The following is a 20,344-nucleotide window of genomic DNA, read 5'->3' as shown; positions in this document are numbered from 1 at the left end:
GGCAGATGAATTATAATTGATAACAGTTATCAAAATTATTTGATGGTTTTTTTATTTTTTAAGGAATGTTATGGAATCTTTATTTCAATTTTTACATTATAACAGTGATTATATTATTTTTGGTCTCTTAGTTTTGATGAGTATTGTGTTAGTTTGGAAAGTGATTGAGCGAGTTTTATTTTATAAAAATGTGAATGTGAGTGATTATTCAACTATTGAAGAGTTGGAGATCGATTTAACGCATAATCTTACTACCATCTCAACGATTGGTTCTAATGCACCTTATATTGGTTTGTTAGGTACAGTTATTGGTATCTTATTAACTTTCTATAATCTTGGACACGCTGGCGGTGATTTAGATGCAGGTTCAATTATGGTAAGTTTATCTTTGGCACTAAAAGCAACCGCATTAGGGATTTTAGTCGCTATTCCTGCGATGATGTTTTATAACGGTTTTAATCGTAAAGTTGATGCAAATAAATTGATGTGGCTGGCACAACAGAAAAAATCATCATAAGAAACAAGCGGTTACTTTATAATAAAAATTTACAAATTTTAGGAAAAGAATGAAAAAATTTGATGAAATAAATATTATTCCATTTATTGATATTATGTTGGTGTTACTGGCAATTGTGCTAGTAACCGCTTCATTTATTTCTCAAGGGAAGATACAAGTCAATGTACCTCAAGCAAGTACGACAACCACTTTTCAAGCAGATGACCTTGCTAAATTATTGACCATTAATGATAAAAATGAATTTTATTTTAATGATAAAATCATTACTAAAGAGGAATTAGAGAGAGAAATTTCAATATGGGATAAGACCCAAAAAGTGACATTAAAAGTCGATTCTGCCGTTACTTTTGATAAATTTGTTGAATTAACGGATTTGTTATCAAAAAATGAAATTAAAAATGTAGCTATTGTGACGAGAAAAGAGCAAAAATAATGAAAAATAACTCTCGTATTGGCTTAATTTCATCACTACTTATTCACTCAGGTGTTTTTGCCGCTATTTTTGTTGCAATAGAGAATGCCGCTCCCGTTAATTATGTAGAAGAGCAGGTGACCAGCATTTCTATGGAAATGATGACAGCTCGCTTAGAGCAACAGCAAGTGGCGGTAAGAACTGAAGTGACACCACCTCCTGAGCCAGAGAAAGTCATTGAAGATGTTATTGAGCCAAAGAAAGTTGTAGTACCCGTACCTGATAAAAAAGTTAAACCTCTAGAAAAGAAAGAGAAGAAAAAAGAAAAAAAGAAAGAAGAGCCAAAGGAAAAACCGAAAAAGAAACAGAAAAAGAAACCGAAAAAGAAACAGCATAAAAAGAAAAAACATCAATCAATTAAAGCAAAAGAAGTGGGTAAGGTTGCAAGAAGAGGGGTTGTTGAGAAAGCAAAATTTAATCAAGGAAAACAAGATCAAGCGGGTAAGAATGATGGAGCGAAAAATGGTCACTCCGTACAATCAGGTAAGGTCTCATCAGGGATTGTGAATGCTTATAAAGCACGTTTACAAAGAGCTTTACAACGTCAAGCAATGCGAAGTTATCCTACTCGAGAAAAACGGATGTACAAACAGGGAACTGTTATTATTGGATTTACAGTAAATTCATCTGGAAATGTAGTTGATGTTAAAGTTGTTAAATCATCAGGAAATCGTAATTTTGATAATGCAGCAGTGAAAGCCGCGAAAAGGACAAAAATGAATTCTGCTCCACCAGGAGGGGTATTGCATATTACCTCTGTACCAATTCGATTTTCATTACAGCAATAGCTTGCCTTAATTAACGGTGTTCAGTAAAATGACACCGTTTTTTATTATAAATTTAAGAGGAAAAAATCAATGATGGGAAAAGGTGGTTTAGGTGGCTTAATGAAACAAGCACAACAAATGCAAGCTAAAATGCAAAAAATGCAGGAAGAGATTGCGAAATTAGAAGTAATAGGTGAATCTGGTGCAGGTTTAGTGAAGATTACTATTAATGGTGCTCACAGTTGTCGTCGTATTGAAATAGATCCTTCTTTGATGGAAGATGACAAAGAAATGTTAGAAGATTTAATTGCAGCAGCCTTTAATGATGCAGTACGCAGAGCAGAAGAGTTACAAAAAGAGAAAATGGCAAGTGTCACTGCGGGGATGCAGTTACCACCAGGGATGAAAATGCCATTTTAATCACTCCTTATGTTACTTATTCTATTTCTATAAAATAATAATTAATAAAAGGCGGATAAATTTTATTCGTCTTTTCTCTATCTAAGTGATAACAATTTATGCAAATTAGTCCTTTACTTGAAAATTTAATTGAAGCGTTAAGAGTATTACCTGGCGTCGGTCCTAAATCAGCACAGCGAATGGCTTACCAACTTTTACAACGTAATCGTTCTGGGGGGATAAATTTAGCGAAAGCATTAGAAGAAGCAATGACATATATCGGTCATTGTGAATCTTGTCGGACTTTTACAGAACAAAAAATATGTAATATTTGTAAAAACCCACGTAGACAATCTAATGGGCAATTGTGTATTGTTGAAACGCCTGCAGATATTCAAGCAGTGGAGCAAACGGGACAATTTTCAGGACGTTATTTTGTTCTAATGGGACATTTATCTCCTTTGGATGGTATTGGTCCTCGTGAAATAGGATTAGAGATATTACAGCAGCGTCTAGAAACAGAATCTTTTTATGAGATTATTTTAGCAACCAACCCCACTATTGAAGGTGATGCAACGGCAAATTATATTGCGCAAATGTGTCAACCTTATAATATCAAGGTAACACGTATTGCACACGGTATTCCTGTTGGAGGTGAGCTTGAAATGGTTGATGGCACGACACTCTCGCATTCCTTTGTAGGAAGACGAGATCTCAATATCTGATAGTTAAGGAGTAACTTATGGTAACGTTTTTCAAAAAAATATATCAAATTTTTCGTTTTTTAAGAGAAATGGTAATAAATTTATTTTTTGTATTATTTATTATTATTTGTCTTTCAGTCTTTTCACTGATACAAAGTGATAAACCTCAGAGCCAGCAAGTGGCTAATTTTCAATCTGGTGCATTAGTATTAAATCTAAATGGATATTTAGCAGATAACCACGATGAATTGGGAGATTTTTATCATTTATTGGAATCTGAATTAGGAAGTCAAAAGCAACCAATCAAAATATCTGTTTTTGATGTGACACGAGTGATTAAACGTGCAGCTTATGATAAAAAAGTAACAGGTATCGTATTAGATTTGCAACAATTTTCGGGGGGCGACTTTCCTTCTATTGAATACGTAGGGGAAATTTTAAAAGAATTTAAAAAGGTAAGTAATAAGCCAGTGATTGCAATAGGAGAATATTACACTCAAAAGCAATATTATTTAGCAAGTTTTGCCGATAAAGTTTATCTCAATAAAGCAGGTGTGGTTGATTTACACGGATTAAGCTATTCTAATTTATATTTTAAATCATTATTGGATTATATCGATGTACAGCCTCATATTTTTAGAGTAGGAACTTATAAGTCGGCGGTTGAACCCTTTATGCGTGATGATATGTCACCAGAAGCGAAACAAAATGCAACACTATGGTTAGATGGGTTGTGGAGTAATATTCAACAAAAAATAGCAGATAACAGACAAATTCAAAAAGAAAATGTGTTACCTAAATTTAAAAACTATCTTGAACAATTTAAGAAAGCGAAAGGTAATTCAGCAGATTTTTCCCTTAATCAAAAGTTAGTTACTGAGTTAGTTACAAAACCTCAAATATTGTCTATTTTAAGAGAGATGTTTGGAGAGGATGAGGATAGGGGGTATCAGCATATTGACTATTTTGATTATGCAACTTTATTATCTAGTCGCTTTTATGTTGAAGGGAATAAAATTGCAGTAATCAATGTAGAAGGTGAAATTGTTTGGGGTGAGAGCGATAATAAAACATCAGGTAGTGATACTATTATCGAACAATTACAGATAGCAAAAAATTCAGAGAGTGTACAAGGTGTGATTTTACGAGTGAATAGTCCTGGTGGAAGTGCGTTAGCTTCTGAGCTTATTCGTCAAGAAATTGATGCCATTCAAAAATCAGGCAAGCCAGTAGTGACGTCGATGGGTGGAATGGCAGCATCTGGTGGTTATTGGATTTCTGCCACAACAGATAAAATTATTGCAAGCCCTAATACGCTCACAGGTTCGATTGGTATCTTTGGATTAGCGATGAGTGTTGAAAAAACAGCTAAAAATATAGGAATAAATGAAGATGGTATTGCAACATCATTACTTGCTAATCAAAGTCCATTTAAAACCTTAAGTAAAGAGCAAGGTGAACTTATTCAATTGAGTATTGAAAATGGTTATGAACATTTCCTTGATTTAGTGAGTCGAGGTCGTAAAATGACCAAAGAACAAGTAGATAAAATTGCACAAGGGCAAGTATGGTTAGGAGAGCAAGCCGCTAAAAATGGTTTGGTAGATAAACTAGGGGATTTTGAAACAGCTTATGATGAACTGATGGTGCTTATTAATGAAAAAAGAGCAGAGCAGGGAAAACAAAAATTGGAAAATCTTCGAGCAGTTTGGATTTTACCACAAGAAAAAGGCTTATTTAGTAGTTTTACCAGAAATTTTAAAATGAATGTACAATTAAAATTAACACAATGGTTGGATATTCCTTTTATAGAACAAATAAAACAAAAAACACCTTTTATGCCCAAATTAAATGATCCAAAACAGAGTTATTTATATTGTTTAAATTGTGGAACAGTCAAATAAAAAGGACACATAATGAAAATTTATTTATCAACACAACCTGCTCCAGAGCAATGGGGTAACAATGCCTTAATTTCATTTAATGATGAAGGTATTATTATTCATTTAAGAGACAATGCGTTAAATAGTATTCAACAAGCAGCAAGAAAGATTAAAAATCAAGGTATTACAACCGTTTCTTTAATTGGTAATGCGTGGATGTTGGAAGAATGCTGGGCATTTCAACAAGGTTTTGTCAGTGTAAAAAATTGTGGAAAAATTAATTTCCCCAAATTAACAAAACAAGAGCAATCTGAACTAGACGCTCGTATTCGATGCACACAGTTTACTAAAGAATTGATTAATGCTCCTTCTGATGTAGTAACACCTGAAGTATTGGTTCATAAAGCGGTTACATTTATCGAAGAATTTGCAGAAAATTCAATTTCTGTGAAAGTAATTAGTGGCGAAGCGTTAAAAGAGCAAAATTATCAGGGCATTTGGGCTGTGGGTAAAGGTGCCGTTAATTCACCCGCAATGCTGCAGTTAGATTACAATCCAACTAATGATGAAAATGCACCTGTTTTAGCTTGTTTAGTCGGCAAAGGGATTACTTTTGATACTGGTGGCTATAGCTTAAAGCCAAGTAACTCGATGGAAACAATGCGTACTGATATGGGAGGTGCTGCGTTATTAACGGGTGCATTAGGATTAGCTATTGCTCGAGGTTTAAAACAACGTGTAAAACTCTATTTATGTTGTGCTGAAAACTCAATCAGTGGTCAAGCAATGAAACTGGGTGATATTATCCATTATAGCAATGGGGTATCTGTTGAAGTATTAAATACAGATGCTGAAGGGCGTTTAGTTTTAGCGGATGGTCTAATTGAAGCGGATAAACAAAACCCTAACTATATTATTGATTGTGCGACTTTAACGGGTGCAGCAAAAATGGCGGTTGGCAATGATTATCATAGTATCCTTTCTATTGATGATCAGTTAATTGAGCAATTGCTTACTTCAGCTAAAGCAGAAAATGAAAAATTTTGGCGATTACCTTTTGAAGAATTTCATCGTAATCAAACCGCTTCTTCTTTTGCTGATATTGCAAACGTGGGCTCTTTGCCTGCTGGTGTTGGTGCTGGTGCAAGTACGGCAACGGCATTTTTGTCTTATTTTGTAAAAAACTATGCACAAAATTGGCTACATATTGATTGTTCAGCGACTTTCCGTAAATCACCAAATGAATTATGGGCAACTGGAGCAACAGGAATTGGTGTCAAAACATTAGCCAATTTATTGTTAAAATTATAAGGAATGATAAATGTTATCTGGTTTATTAATTGTGTTTGTGCCACTTTTTGTAGGCTATTTGATTCTAATTAATCAAAAAGAGTGGTTAAATCGAATAAACCGTCTTTCAACCTCTTGCCTTTATCTTATTCTTTTTTTAATGGGAGCCTCGTTAGGGCAACTCAATGATCTTGGAACGGTATTGCCTACTATTGGTTATACCGCATTTCTGATGGCGATAATCATTCAGTTGTGTAATATAATTTGTTTACTGCTATTCGATTTACTTATTCCTTTTCGTTTAGAAACACAAAGTAATGAAGTAATGCTATCTCGTTCAAAATTATTATTAGAATCTACATTGTTATGTTCAACAGTATTTATCGGTGGCTTAGTTGGTTTTCTAACTAAAGATACCGTGTTACTCTCATCTCATTTAAGTGTTTATCCTCTTGTGATAATGATTTTTTGTGTAGGTGTTCAATTAAGAAATAGTGGTATTCCGTTACGAGATGTTTTTCTTAATAAAAGGGGTATTCAACTTTCTATCGTAATGTTAGTTAGTACAATGATAAGCGGTATGATCATTAGTGTTTTTTGCAATTTTTCATTAGTGCAAGGATTAACTTTTGCATCAGGTTTAGGTTGGTATTCTCTTTCAAGTGTATTGATTGGTGATGCTTGGGGAACCGTAGCGGGTTCAACTGCTTTTTTTAACGATCTTTCTCGTGAACTTATTTGTTTATTGACTATCCCATTTTTTATGCAACGTTTTCCTTCAACTGCAGTGGGATTAGGTGGTGCCACTTCACTTGATGTCAGTTTACCCATTATTCAAAAAACAGGTGGAATGCAAGTGGTACCAATTGCTATCAGTTTTGGATTTATTATTAATATATTAGTACCTATATTACTGCCTTTATTTATTGGATTAGCTTAAACAAAGCGGTAAGATAATAGCAACTTTTTGCAAAAATAAAATAGTAGTAGTTAGAATATGAATAACCCTCTCATTTGAGTTGAGACTATTTTTTTAGTATAAATATATTTTCTTGAAAATGGTTATTTAGTGATGTGTTTAGTGCGTTTGTTTAATGCTTTTTTAGTCATCTAAGGTTAGTGTTTGTAATATTCATTTTTTATATGTTTTACCCTCTAGCCAAAACAAAATTAAATAGGTACAATCAATCGTTTGTAGCAAGTAATATTTCAACGGAGAAACTTATGTCGTGGAATGAATCAGGTAATCAAGATCCTTGGGGAAAACCAGGTGACAAAAAGCCTGAAAATCAACAAGAACCTCAAAAACCCAAAAATGATCAGCAACCGCCCGATCTGGAAGAGGCATTTAATAATTTATTAAAAAAACTAGGGAACTTTAAAGGCGAAGGGAATAATAACCAAAATAATCCAGTGCCTCAGTTAACAAAATTACTTCCTTTTGTGTTAGGTTTAGGTATTTTAGTTTGGGCAGGATCTGGATTTTACACAATTAAAGAAGCTGAACGTGGCGTTGTTACTCGTTTTGGTAAAGTAAATGATATTGTTATGCCTGGTCTTAACTGGAAGCCAACGTTTATTGATAAAGTTATTCCAATTAATATTGAACGAGTGTCTGAATTAAATACTCGTGGTTCAATGTTAACACAAGATGAAAATATGGTTTCAGTTGAAATGACAGTGCAATACCGTATTGATGATCCTGCTAAATATTTATTTAGTGTAGTCAATCCTGATGATAGTTTAAAGCAAGCAACAGATAGTGCATTACGTTATGTTATTGGTCATATGACAATGGATGATATTTTAACCACTGGACGTGCAGTTGTACGTGAAAAAACGTGGAAAGAATTACGTGAAATTATCAAAACTTACGATATGGGATTATTAGTAACGGATGTAAACTTCCAATATGCTCGTCCTCCAGAAGAAGTGAAGGATGCTTTTGATGACGCAATTAAAGCACAGGAAGATGAACAACGTTTAATTCGTGAAGCTGAAGCCTATGCTCGAGGTCAAGAGCCAATCGCACGTGGTAATGCTCAACGTATTTTAGAACAAGCAAGTGGTTATAAAGAAAAAGTTGTCTTGAATGCAAAAGGGGAAACCTCTCGTTTTACTCAGCTTTTATCTGAATATAAATTGGCACCACAGATAATGAAAGAACGTTTATACCTTGAAACAATGGAAAAGGTAATGAAAAATACGCCTAAACTAATGATGGATGATGTGAAATCAAATAATTTGATGGTATTACCAATAGATAAATTGATGAATAAATCATCATTACCAGAAATAACAGAATCTCAAACTCAACAAGCGGTCACATTATTACCAAAAAATACAAAAATGGTAGAATCTAAAGTGGCAACAGTACCTTATAGTGCTGATGAAGTCAGAGAAGAGTCTAGTCGTAAAGGGAGATTTGAATAATGCGTAAATTATTATTACCAATCATTGCTGTTATTGTCTTTGCTCTTTTCCAATCTCTTATTGTGGTTCAAGAAGGTCAACGCGGCATAATGTTACGCTTTAATAAAGTACACCGTGATGCAGACAATAAAGTCGTCGTTTATACACCAGGTTTACATTTTAAAGTCCCTTTCTTTGATCACTTAAAAGTGCTTGATGCTCGAATTTTAACTTTAGATGGTGCAGAAGATCGTTTTGTTACTGTTGAGAAAAAAGACTTGTTAGTTGATTCTTATGTTAAGTGGCGAATTAGTGATTTTGGACAATTTTATATGGCTACTGGTGGCGATTATCATAAAGCAGCGAGCTTATTAAAACGTAAAGTAAATGACCGCTTACGTTCTGAAATTGGTTCTCGTACCATTAAAGATATTGTTTCTGGCTCTCGAGGAGAATTAATGGTTGATGCTCAAAAAGCATTAAATATCGGTAGTGATAGTGCTGAAAAACTAGGAATTGCTGTAATTGATGTACGAGTAAAACAAATTAATCTACCAAATGAAGTGTCTTCTTCTATTTATCAGCGTATGCGTGCAGAACGTAATGCAGTAGCAAAAGAACATCGTTCACAAGGGCAAGAAAAAGCAGAGTTTATTCGTGCGAATGTAGATAAAAAAGTAACCTTAATTTTAGCTAATGCAAATAAGAAAGCGGCAGAATTAAAAGGGGAAGGGGATGCAAAAGCTGCAAAAATTTATGCGAATGCTTTTGGACAAGATCCAGCATTTTATAGTTTTGTTCGCAGTCTAAAAGCGTATGAAAATAGTTTTGGAGAAGGGAAAAATAATATGATGCTAATTAAACCAAATAGCGAATTTTTCCGTTTTATGCAACTACCTACAGAGTAAAAGTATTTAAAACCCAATGAAAATAGCATTGGGTTTTTTATTGTCATTTTTTATGTAATTAAAAATTTATGGTAAATAAAACCAATAGAATAAATTAAACGGAGGCGTTTATTATGGGAAAAAGTGTAGCAGTCCTTGGTGCTCAATGGGGTGACGAAGGAAAAGGCAAAATAGTTGATTTATTGACAGATCGTGCAAAATACGTTGTTCGCTATCAAGGTGGACACAATGCAGGGCATACCCTAATTATTGATGGAGAGAAAACCGTTCTTCATTTAATACCATCAGGTATTTTACGTGATAATGTGACCTGTATTATTGCTAATGGTGTTGTACTTTCACCAGAAGCATTGATGACGGAAATGAAAGAATTAGAAGCTCGTGGCGTTGATGTGCGTGGACGTTTAAAAATCTCAGAGGCTTGCCCATTGATTTTACCTTATCATATCGCAATGGATAATGCGCGTGAGAATGCGTTAGGTAAAAATAAAATCGGTACGACAGGACGTGGAATTGGTCCTGCTTATGAAGATAAAGTGGCACGTCGTGGTTTACGAGTAAGTGATCTTTTCGATAAAGAACATTTTGCTGAAAAATTAAAAGACATTTTAGATTATTACAACTTCCAGCTTGTCCATTACTACAAAGCTGATCCAGTAGATTATCAAAAAACTTTAGATGATGTATTTGCTGTTGCAGATGTCATCACTGCAATGGTAGAAGATATTACCACGTTATTACACACCGCTCGTGCAAATGGCGATAATATCCTATTTGAAGGAGCACAAGGAACAATGTTAGATATCGATCACGGTACCTATCCATTTGTGACTAGTTCAAACACGACCGCAGGTGGCGTGGCAACAGGTTCTGGTTTTGGTCCTCGTAATCTTGATTATGTATTAGGTATTATTAAAGCCTATTGTACACGTGTTGGAAGTGGTCCATTTACAACTGAATTATTTGATGATGTGGGAGCAACCATTGCCAAACGTGGTAATGAATTTGGTGCTTCAACAGGTCGTGCAAGACGTTGTGGTTGGTTTGATGCAGTGGCAGTACGCCGTGCGGTGCAAATTAACTCAATTTCAGGTTTCTGTATGACAAAACTTGATGTTTTAGATGGCTTAAAAGAGCTTAAAATCTGTGTGGGCTACAAAATGCCAAATGGTAAAGTAGTAGAATATGCACCAATGGCAGCGAAAGACTGGGAAGGTGTTGAGCCAATTTATGAAACAATGCCAGGTTGGGATGAAAATACTTTTGGTGTAACAAATCGTGATGAGTTACCACAAGCTGCGATTAATTATATTAAACGTATTGAAGAAGTGGTTGGTGTGCCAATCGCCATTCTTTCAACAGGTCCAGATCGTGTAGAAACGATGATATTTAGTGATCCATTTGATGTTTAATTAAAAATAGACAATAAAAAACCTACGATTTTGATCGTAGGTTTTTTTATTGCTCAACCTAAACTATGCTTTTTTTAAGAATTCTGATTTCAGCATAATTTTGCCACAATCTACATCGTGATCGCCATCCACTAAACGAATTTTTTTATATTTTGTCCCCTTTTTTAATACTTGTGATGAACCTTTTAATTTTAAATCTTTGATTAAAATAACATCATCACCATCAGCGAGTAGATTACCATTACTATCTTTTACAATTAACTGGTCTTCATCATTATTTTCTACTTCTTCACCAGTCCATTCATAAGCACATTCGGGACAAACAAATTGAATTGAATCGTGATAAGTATGTTCACTACTACATTTTGGGCAAATTGGAAATTCCATAAATAATCCTTAGAAACTAATATTAAGTTAAAAACAAAGGCAATATTGTACTGCTTTTAAGCTTATTTGTCTTGTCGAATTCGCCAAAAAGTGGCAAAACGAGGTTTACCTTTTGATGTAAATCCACGATATTTGTAGGTGATTACAGAGCCTATAGCGGGTGGATTTGTTCGATCTTTATCTGAAAAACCTGATCCAATTTTAAATTTACCGTAGCTATTTGAACAGCTAACAGACCCCATTTTTCCTTGATATTTCCCTTTACCAAGATGATGAGCAGTTACCGTACATTCATCATCATAAACGGCTTTAAATTTTAAAATTTGTGATGAGCGACCATTAATATAAGAAGCCTGAGGATTACGGATAACGATGCCTTCACCTTTTAAACCTTGTACTTCAGTAAAAAATTGATTGAGCTGGCTTTTATTTTTAATGGGGATCTGTTTTATAATTTTAATATAAGGTGTTGGATGTAACTTTAAATAATTTTCTAATTTGCGTAAACGATCAAATAAGTGACCGCTTACATTAGGAACATCAAAGACATAAAGCTTTAATGCCTTCCAATCCTCTGCATTAGATCCTCGAACAATAGATGAAATGTGACTAAATTGGTTACGCTCACTAAATAGCTCACCATCAATGGCAAAAGGAGGAAAATCTTTAGTAAAATAATCAGGAGCAGAAAGGAGATAGTTTTGTCGGCTAAGAAGCTGTTTACCATCCCAAAAACCTCGTATGCCATCTAATTTTTCACTTACCACCCAGCCTTCAATATGTTGATTTCGGTATTTTTCTAATAACATTAAATCAAGGGGTTGTGCTACTAAATTAGGTATAAAAATAAATAGGAAGAATAATCGCCACATAAAGAATAATCTCATTTGTTGTAAAATAGTCATCACTATAAAAAATGAGTAATAAAAAATCAGATTAGAAATAAATTTTTTCGATTTAAGTCGCAAAATTTAACAAAACAAGCGGTTACTTCTTTTTTAATATTTGCAATTAATCAAAATTAAAAATTATTCATTAATCTTTACTTGCTCAATGGACAAATACGCTTGTTTTTGTTATCTTGTTCTGCAAATTTATCTGTACAATTTAAACATTTTTTTAATATTTTAAAAATTTGTTTAATATCAATCGGATAGCTTATTCAACCTAGATGGATAATAAAAATATATGATTAAAATAGCATTGAATATATGCTTATGTCTGTCTAAAATTTCGTCGAATAATATGTTTTGTTAAAAAAATGTTATTCGGTTGTAATTAATAAACCCATAGGAATAAAGTATGTCAGAAAATATCAAAAATGACGTAGATCCAATTGAAACAAATGATTGGTTACTTGCAGTTAATTCATTAGTAAAAGCGGAAGGCACGGAGCGTGCTCAATTTATTATTGAACAAGTGATTCAGCAAGCACGTGAAAATGGTGTTGCTGTTTCTTCTGGTTGTACCACTCCTTATATCAATACTATTGATGTGGCAGATGAACCAACTTATCCAGGGGACTTAGAACTTGAACGCCGTATTAGTAGTGCAATCCGTTGGAATGCGATTATGATGGTGTTAAAAGCAGGTAAAAAAGATCTTGAATTAGGCGGGCATATTTCTTCTTATCAAGCCGCAACAACAATCTATGAAGTGGCATTTAACCACTTCTTCAGAGCAAGAAATGACAAAGATGGCGGCGATTTAGTGTTCTTTCAAGGTCACTCAGCACCAGGTATCTACGCTCGTGCGTTTGTTGAAGGTCGTTTAACAGAAGAGCAAATGAATAACTTCCGTCAAGAAGTCGGCGGTAAAGGTTTGTCTTCATACCCTCACCCTAAATTATTACCAGAATTCTGGCAGTTTCCAACGGTTTCTATGGGATTAGGTCCTGTAAATGCCATTTATCAAGCACGTTTCTTAAAATACTTACATAACCGTGGCTTAAAAGATACGACTGAGCAAAAAGTCTATGCGTATCTTGGCGATGGTGAAATGGATGAGATTGAATCAAAAGGTGCATTAACCCTTGCTGGTCGTGAGAATTTAGATAATTTAATTTTTGTGGTTAACTGTAACTTACAACGTTTAGATGGTCCCGTAAACGGTAACGGTAAAATTGTTCAAGAATTAGAAGGTTTATTCAGTGGTGCTGGCTGGGAAGTCATCAAAGTAATGTGGAGCAGACGTTGGGATAAATTGTTTGAAAAAGATGCGTCAGGAAAATTAGCACAGCTGATGATGGAAGTGGTTGATGGTGATTACTTAACATTCAAATCCAAAGATGGTGCTTATGTGCGTGAGCATTTCTTTAATCGCTACCCTGAAACTGCGGCATTAGTTGCTGATATGACAGATGATGAAATTTGGCGTTTAACTCGTGGTGGACACGATACTATTAAAATGTATGCTGCGTACCATAAAGCTCAGACAGTAGGTAAGCCAGTTGTGTTATTAGTGCAAACTATTAAAGGTTATAAAATTGAAGAAGCACAAAGTAAAAATGTCGCACACCAAACTAAAAAAATGTCTGAGCATAGCTTACGTTCATTCCGTGATTATTTTGATCTTCCTGTTAAAGATGAAGAGATTGAAAACTACCCTTATGTGAAATTTGAAGAAGGTTCAGCAGAATATGAATATCTGCACAAACAACGTCAAAATTTAAAAGGTTATGTGCCAACACGTTTACCTAAATTTACCACGGAATTTAATATTCCAACTTTAGAAGAATTTGCACCATTATTAGAAGAACAGAAACGTCCAATTTCAACCACAATGGCATTTGTACGTTTTTTAAATACTTTATTGAAAGATAAAGGTATTGGTAAAAATATCGTGCCAATTTTAGCGGATGAAGCACGTACATTTGGTATGGAAGGTTTATTCCGTCAAGTGGGTATTTATAATCCTAAAGGACAACTTTATACTCCATCAGATCGTGAACAAGTTGCCTACTACAAAGAAGCCGCTGATGGTCAAGTATTGCAAGAAGGTATCAATGAATTAGGTGCAACATCGTCTTGGTTAGCCGCTGCAACATCATATTCAACCAATAATTTACCAATGATCCCATTCTTTATCTATTATTCAATGTTTGGTTTCCAACGCGTCGGCGATTTGATGTGGGCAGCGGGCGATCAACGAGCAAGAGGATTTATGATTGGCGGAACTTCTGGTCGTACAACACTGAATGGTGAAGGTTTACAACACGAAGATGGTCATAGCCACATTCAATCATTAACGATCCCTAACTGTGTTTCTTATGATCCTGCTTACGTTTATGAAGTAGCGGTAATTATGCAAGACGGTTTACGTCGTATGTATGGTGACCAAGAAGACGTGTTCTACTACATCACTACTTTAAACGAAACTTACGATCAACCAGCAATGCCACAAGGTGCAGAAGAAGGTATCCGTAAAGGTATCTATAAATTTGAAACCATTGAAGCAGAAGGTCAGACGAAAGGAAAAGCGAAAGTTCAGTTATTAGGTTCTGGTGCGATTTTCCGTCACGTACGTGAAGCAGCACAAATTCTTGCAAATGATTACGGTATTTCTTCTGATGTATATAGTGTACCATCATTTACAGAGGTGGCTCGTGAAGGTAATGATGTAACTCGCTGGAATTTATTGCACCCAGAAGCAGAAGCAAAAGTACCTTACATTGCTCAAGTAATGAATAATGCACCAGCCGTAGCCGCAACAGATTATATGAAACTCTTTGCTGAACAGGTACGTGCCTTTATTCCAGCATCAAGCTATGCGGTATTAGGTACAGATGGTTTTGGTCGTTCAGATAGCCGTGAAAACTTACGAGATCACTTTGAAGTTGATGCTCACTATGTTGTGATTGCCGCCTTAACAGAGCTTGCAAAACAAGGGAGTATTGAGAAAAAAGTAGTTTCAGAGGCAATTGCTAAATTTGGTATTAATGCTGAAAAAGCAGATCCATTTTACGCATAATTCATAAAATTATAGTAAAACCAAGCGGTAAGATTGAGCATAAAATTTGCAAATTTTACATAAGAACTTACCGCTTAAATATTTAAGGAATATACAATGGCAAAACAAATTCAAATTCCAGATATTGGTGGTGATGAAGTTACTGTTACAGAAATAATGGTAAAAGTAGGCGATACCATCGAAGTGGATCAATCAGTAATTAACGTTGAAGGCGATAAAGCATCAATGGAAGTCCCAGCACCAGAAGCGGGTGTTATCAAAGAAATTCTTGTAAAAGAAGGCGATGCAGTAACGACTGGCACACCGATGTTAGTATTGGAATCAGCTGATGCAGCTCCTGCACCAGCAGAAGAACCAAAAGCAGAAACAGCAGCACCAGTGGCAACATCGTCAGCAGTAATTGATGTAAACGTACCTGATATCGGTGGCGATGAAGTAACCGTAACTGAAATTATGGTTAAAGTTGGCGATAGCGTTGAAATCGATCAATCAATCTTAAACGTTGAAGGCGATAAAGCATCAATGGAAGTCCCTGCTCCAATGGCGGGCATGGTAAAAGAAATTTTAATCGCAGAAGGCGATATGGTTTCTACGGGTAAATTAGTAATGCGTTTTGAAACCTCTGCTCCAGCAGCTGTGGAAGCACCAGCTCAACCACAAGCAGCACCAGCAGAAGCACCAAAACAAGAAGCAGCACCTGCACCAGCAGCCTCTTCTGCGAAAAATGAATCTGGTTTAAGCCAAGATAAAGTAGAAGCAAGTGCAAGCTTTGCTCACGCAACACCTGTTATTCGTCGTTTAGCACGTGAGTTTGGCGTAAACTTAGATAACATTAAAGGTACAGGTCGTAAAAACCGTATCGTGAAAGAAGATTTACAAGCTTACGTTAAAAATGCAGTTCAAGTATTTGAAAACAAAGCGTCAGGTAAAGCAGGTAACGGCGTAGCAGACGGTTCAGGCTTAGGCTTATTACCTTGGCCAAAAGTAGATTTCAGCAAATTTGGGGAAACCGAAGAAGTTGAATTAGGTCGTATCCAAAAAATCTCAGGGGCAAACTTACACCGTAACTGGGTAATGATCCCTCACGTAACACAATGGGATAAAGCGGATATCACAACCCTTGAAGCATTCCGTAAAGAGCAAAATGCTTACTTACAAAAAACCAAACAAGACGTGAAAATCACGCCACTTGTATTCATTATGAAAGCTGCCGCAAAAGCGTTAGAAGAATTCCCTCGCTTTAACAGTTCACTTTCAGAAGATGGTCAGCGTTTAACACTTAAAAAATACGTAAATATTGGTATCGCCGTAGATACACCAAACGGCTTAGTGGTACCAGTATTTAAAAATGTGAATAACAAAGGTATTTTGGAGCTTTCTCGTGAAATTTCAGAAATCTCTAAAAAAGCCCGTGAAGGTAAATTAACCGCATCAGATATGCAGGGTGGCTGTTTCACTATTTCATCACTAGGTGGAATTGGTGGTACTCACTTTACTCCAATTGTAAATGCACCAGAAGTGGCGATTTTAGGTGTATCAAGATCTGAAATGACACCAGTATGGAACGGTAAAGATTTTGAACCACGTTTAATGCTACCATTATCATTGTCTTACGATCACCGAGTGATTGACGGTGCAGATGGTGCGAGATTTATTACATTCTTAAGTAGTGTATTGGCAGATTTACGCCGTTTAGCAATGTAGAATAATAAAAGAAGCGGTAAGATCACAGCAAAAATTTGCAAATTTTTAGTATTATCTTACCGCTACACAACCTATTGATAAAGAGGTTAATATGAGTAAAGAAATTAAAACACAAGTTGTGGTATTAGGTGCAGGTCCAGCAGGTTATTCAGCTGCTTTTCGTTGTGCAGATTTAGGTTTAGAAACTGTGATTGTTGAACGTTATTCAACACTTGGTGGTGTATGTTTAAACGTAGGTTGTATCCCATCAAAAGCATTACTTCACGTTGCAAAGGTAATTGAAGAAGCAAAACATATTGAGCGTAACGGCATCACATTTGGCGAACCAAAAATTGATTTAGATAAAGTGCGTGAAGGTAAAGAAAACGTTGTTTCTAAATTAACAGGTGGTCTTGCAGGAATGGCAAAAGCACGTAAAGTAACTATTGTTGAAGGTTTAGCTTCTTTTACTGATCCGAATACATTAGTGGCACGTGATCGTAAAGGGAATGCAACAACGGTTAAATTTGATAATGCCATTATTGCAGCAGGTTCTCGTCCAATCCAATTACCTTTTATTCCACACGAAGATCCTCGAGTTTGGGATTCAACGGATGCTCTTAAACTAAAAGAAGTACCAAAACGCCTATTAATAATGGGTGGTGGCATCATTGGTTTAGAAATGGGAACAGTGTATCAATCACTAGGTTCAGAAGTAGATGTAGTAGAAATGTTTGATCAAGTGATCCCTGCAGCAGATAAAGACATCGTGCAAATTTATACCAAACAGGTTGAGAAAAAATTCAAATTAATGCTCGAAACCAAAGTGACAGCGGTTGAGGCAAAAGACGATGGTATTTACGTTACAATGGAAGGTAAAGCCTGTAACGATACAAAACGTTATGATGCTGTATTAGTTGCCATTGGTCGTACACCAAATGGTAAATTAATTGATGCTGGTAAAGCGGGTGTTGAAGTGGATGAACGTGGTTTTATCAATGTAGATAAACAACTACGAACCAACGTACCACATATTTTTGCTATCGGTGATATCGTAGGGCAACCAATGTTAGCACACAAAGGGGTTCACGAAGGTCATGTTGCCGCAGAAGTGATTGCAGGGAAAAAACATTATTTTGATCCTAAAGTTATTCCTTCAATCGCTTATACTGAACCAGAAGTGGCTTGGGTTGGTAAAACTGAGAAAGAGTGTCGTCAAGAAGGCTTAAACTTTGAAGTGGCTAAATTCCCTTGGGCTGCATCAGGTCGTGCGATTGCCTCTGAATGTTCAGAAGGAATGACAAAACTTATCTTTGATAAAGATACCCATCAAGTACTTGGTGGTGCGATTGTTGGTGCTAATGGTGGAGAATTATTAGGCGAAATTGGTCTTGCGATTGAAATGGCGTGTGATGCGGAAGATCTTGCACTTACTATTCACGCACATCCAACGCTACACGAATCAGTTGGATTAGCCGCGGAAGTATTTGAAGGATCAATCACTGACTTACCGAATCCAAAAGCGAAGAAAAAATAATAATTTTTTTTGATATAAGCTAAAACGTCCTAATATCAGGACGTTTTTTGTTTTTAGGGAAGAAATTTTATTTCATCACAGTTAGAAATAGCGGTCACATTTTAATAAAAATTTACAAAAAACATTCAAATTGAATTAAAAAACATCGGATAGCAAAAAAATTAAATATTTTTCCAAAAAGTACTTGCGTCACCTTTAAAAATCTCTATAATACGCCACACACAACGACGCACTGTTGTGAAAGATTTTGCTAGGTGCGTCGTTGTTTTTTGCTCTTTAACAATTTATCAGACAATCTGTGTGGGCACTTGTTGATTTGACTTATTTAAAAAATATTTTTGAAATTAAAGTCTTAATAAGTGTCACTGAAAATTTATTTAATAAAAATTCTATGTCAGTTTATTGAGCGATTAAACTTTTAATTGAAGAGTTTGATCATGGCTCAGATTGAACGCTGGCGGCAGGCTTAACACATGCAAGTCGAACGGTAACAGGAGAAAGCTTGCTTTCTTGCTGACGAGTGGCGGACGGGTGAGTAATGCTTGGGAATCTGCCTTGTGGAGGGGGATAACTACGGGAAACTGTAGCTAATACCGCGTAATATCGAAAGATTAAAGTATGGGATCTTCGGACCATATACCACGAGATGAGCCCAAGTGAGATTAGGTAGTTGGTGAGGTAAAGGCTCACCAAGCTGACGATCTCTAGCTGGTTTGAGAGGATGACCAGCCACACTGGAACTGAGACACGGTCCAGACTCCTACGGGAGGCAGCAGTGGGGAATATTGCACAATGGGGGAAACCCTGATGCAGCCATGCCGCGTGAATGAAGAAGGCTTTCGGGTTGTAAAGTTCTTTCAGCGATGAGGAAGGGTTTGTATCTAATAGGTGCAAACATTGACGTTAGTCGCAGAAGAAGCACCGGCTAACTCCGTGCCAGCAGCCGCGGTAATACGGAGGGTGCGAGCGTTAATCGGAATAACTGGGCGTAAAGGGCACGCAGGCGGTTGTCTAAGTCAGATGTGAAAGCCCCGAGCTTAACTTGGGAATTGCATTTGAGACTGGGCGACTAGAGTCCTCTAGGGAGGGGTAGAATTCCACGTGTAGCGGTGAAATGCGTAGAGATGTGGAGGAATACCGAAGGCGAAGGCAGCCCCTTGGAGAGAGACTGACGCTGAGGTGCGAAAGCGTGGGTAGCAAACAGGATTAGATACCCTGGTAGTCCACGCTGTAAACGATGTCAATTTGGGGGTTGGTCTTTAAGACTGGCGCCCGTAGCTAACGCGATAAATTGACCGCCTGGGGAGTACGGCCGCAAGGTTAAAACTCAAATGAATTGACGGGGGCCCGCACAAGCGGTGGAGCATGTGGTTTAATTCGATGCAACGCGAAGAACCTTACCTACTCTTGACATCCATAGAAGAGCTCAGAGATGAGCTTGTGCCTTCGGGAACTATGAGACAGGTGCTGCATGGCTGTCGTCAGCTCGTGTTGTGAAATGTTGGGTTAAGTCCCGCAACGAGCGCAACCCTTATCCTTTGTTGCTAGCAGGTAATGCTGAGAACTCAAAGGAGACTGCCAGTGATAAACTGGAGGAAGGTGGGGACGACGTCAAGTCATCATGGCCCTTACGAGTAGGGCTACACACGTGCTACAATGGCGTATACAGAGGGCGGCGAACCTGCGAAGGTAAGCGAATCTCAGAAAGTACGTCTAAGTCCGGATTGGAGTCTGCAACTCGACTCCATGAAGTCGGAATCGCTAGTAATCGCGAATCAGAATGTCGCGGTGAATACGTTCCCGGGCCTTGTACACACCGCCCGTCACACCATGGGAGTGGGTTGTACCAGAAGTAGATAGCTTAACCTTAGGGAGGGCGTTTACCACGGTATGATTCATGACTGGGGTGAAGTCGTAACAAGGTAACCGTAGGGGAACCTGCGGTTGGATCACCTCCTTACCTGAATAAGCGACAATGAGTGCTCACACAGATTGTTTGATAGA

Annotated in this window: 16 protein-coding genes and 1 rRNA gene; 15 read left to right on the top strand and 2 right to left on the bottom strand. The window is 36.6% G+C overall.

Translation table 11 applies throughout. The features are described from left to right. Positions 1-70: 70 nt before the first annotated feature. The 11 genes from exbB to U9966_RS09440 all read left to right on the top strand — a co-directional run bounded on the left by exbB (position 71) and on the right by U9966_RS09440 (position 10,764). The gene (exbB, locus tag U9966_RS09490; RefSeq protein WP_306347709.1) at positions 71-517 is read left to right on the top strand and encodes a TonB-system energizer ExbB; all 447 of its coding nucleotides are present in this window, start codon (positions 71-73) and stop codon (positions 515-517) included. Between the two features lie 49 nt (positions 518-566). Beyond that, positions 567-950 carry a TonB system transport protein ExbD gene (gene exbD / locus U9966_RS09485; protein WP_211599118.1) on the top strand — a complete coding sequence of 128 codons (384 nt, stop codon included), beginning with the start codon at positions 567-569 and terminating at the stop codon, positions 948-950. Further along, the gene (locus U9966_RS09480; RefSeq protein ID WP_306347710.1) at positions 950-1,777 is read left to right on the top strand and encodes an energy transducer TonB; all 828 of its coding nucleotides are present in this window, start codon (positions 950-952) and stop codon (positions 1,775-1,777) included. The genes exbD and U9966_RS09480 overlap by 1 nt, the downstream gene beginning before the upstream one ends. Positions 1,778-1,846: 69 nt before the next feature. Next, the gene (locus U9966_RS09475; protein ID WP_306347711.1) at positions 1,847-2,176 is read left to right on the top strand and encodes a YbaB/EbfC family nucleoid-associated protein; all 330 of its coding nucleotides are present in this window, start codon (positions 1,847-1,849) and stop codon (positions 2,174-2,176) included. Positions 2,177-2,274: 98 nt separating this feature from the next. Then, positions 2,275-2,880 carry a recombination mediator RecR gene (gene recR, locus U9966_RS09470; RefSeq protein ID WP_306347712.1) on the top strand — a complete coding sequence of 202 codons (606 nt, stop codon included), beginning with the start codon at positions 2,275-2,277 and terminating at the stop codon, positions 2,878-2,880. 17 nt (positions 2,881-2,897) lie between these two features. After that, on the top strand, positions 2,898-4,763 hold the full coding sequence (gene sppA / locus U9966_RS09465) for a signal peptide peptidase SppA (protein ID WP_306347713.1): 1,866 nt from the start codon (positions 2,898-2,900) through the stop codon (positions 4,761-4,763). A 12-nt stretch (positions 4,764-4,775) separates the two neighbouring features. Beyond that, positions 4,776-6,053: an aminopeptidase PepB gene (gene pepB / locus U9966_RS09460; protein WP_306347714.1), complete on the top strand. Its 1,278-nt coding sequence runs from the start codon at positions 4,776-4,778 to the stop codon at positions 6,051-6,053. Between the two features lie 10 nt (positions 6,054-6,063). Continuing rightward, positions 6,064-6,972 (top strand): LysO family transporter, encoded by a 909-nt coding sequence (locus U9966_RS09455; protein ID WP_306347715.1) that lies wholly within the window; start codon positions 6,064-6,066, stop codon positions 6,970-6,972. Positions 6,973-7,256: 284 nt separating this feature from the next. Further along, positions 7,257-8,465 carry an FtsH protease activity modulator HflK gene (hflK, locus tag U9966_RS09450; RefSeq protein ID WP_306347716.1) on the top strand — a complete coding sequence of 403 codons (1,209 nt, stop codon included), beginning with the start codon at positions 7,257-7,259 and terminating at the stop codon, positions 8,463-8,465. Next, positions 8,465-9,352, top strand: coding sequence for a protease modulator HflC (gene hflC, locus U9966_RS09445; RefSeq protein ID WP_306347717.1), 888 nt, complete (start codon positions 8,465-8,467; stop codon positions 9,350-9,352). The genes hflK and hflC overlap by 1 nt, the downstream gene beginning before the upstream one ends. Positions 9,353-9,465: 113 nt before the next feature. Continuing rightward, positions 9,466-10,764 (top strand): adenylosuccinate synthase, encoded by a 1,299-nt coding sequence (locus U9966_RS09440; RefSeq protein ID WP_306347718.1) that lies wholly within the window; start codon positions 9,466-9,468, stop codon positions 10,762-10,764. Between the two features lie 63 nt (positions 10,765-10,827). Here U9966_RS09440 and U9966_RS09435 read toward each other — a convergent pair whose 3' ends face one another. Next, on the bottom strand, positions 10,828-11,151 hold the full coding sequence (locus tag U9966_RS09435) for a zinc ribbon domain-containing protein YjdM (RefSeq protein WP_306347719.1): 324 nt from the start codon (positions 11,149-11,151) through the stop codon (positions 10,828-10,830). A gap of 62 nt (positions 11,152-11,213) precedes the next feature. Continuing rightward, entirely contained in the window at positions 11,214-12,056 is an 843-nt protein-coding gene (locus tag U9966_RS09430) for a DNA ligase (RefSeq protein ID WP_407675175.1), read from the bottom strand. A 397-nt stretch (positions 12,057-12,453) separates the two neighbouring features. Here U9966_RS09430 and aceE point away from each other — a divergent pair, with 397 nt between their 5' ends. The 4 genes from aceE to U9966_RS09410 all read left to right on the top strand — a co-directional run bounded on the left by aceE (position 12,454) and on the right by U9966_RS09410 (position 20,300). Further along, positions 12,454-15,120: a pyruvate dehydrogenase (acetyl-transferring), homodimeric type gene (gene aceE / locus U9966_RS09425; protein ID WP_306347720.1), complete on the top strand. Its 2,667-nt coding sequence runs from the start codon at positions 12,454-12,456 to the stop codon at positions 15,118-15,120. Between the two features lie 96 nt (positions 15,121-15,216). After that, positions 15,217-16,824 (top strand): pyruvate dehydrogenase complex dihydrolipoyllysine-residue acetyltransferase, encoded by a 1,608-nt coding sequence (gene aceF / locus U9966_RS09420; protein ID WP_306347721.1) that lies wholly within the window; start codon positions 15,217-15,219, stop codon positions 16,822-16,824. Positions 16,825-16,915: 91 nt separating this feature from the next. After that, positions 16,916-18,340 carry a dihydrolipoyl dehydrogenase gene (gene lpdA, locus U9966_RS09415; protein WP_211599130.1) on the top strand — a complete coding sequence of 475 codons (1,425 nt, stop codon included), beginning with the start codon at positions 16,916-16,918 and terminating at the stop codon, positions 18,338-18,340. 419 nt (positions 18,341-18,759) lie between these two features. Then, a 16S ribosomal RNA gene (locus U9966_RS09410) occupies positions 18,760-20,300 on the top strand. The last annotated feature ends 44 nt before the right edge of the window (positions 20,301-20,344 follow it).

Origin of the sequence: Pasteurella atlantica (assembly GCF_963693435.1) — a bacterium.
Taxonomy (GTDB): Bacteria; Pseudomonadota; Gammaproteobacteria; order Enterobacterales; family Pasteurellaceae; genus Phocoenobacter; species Phocoenobacter atlanticus.
The sequence above is the reverse complement of the archived record's forward strand: the minus strand, read 5'-3'. Positions and strand labels throughout refer to the sequence as shown.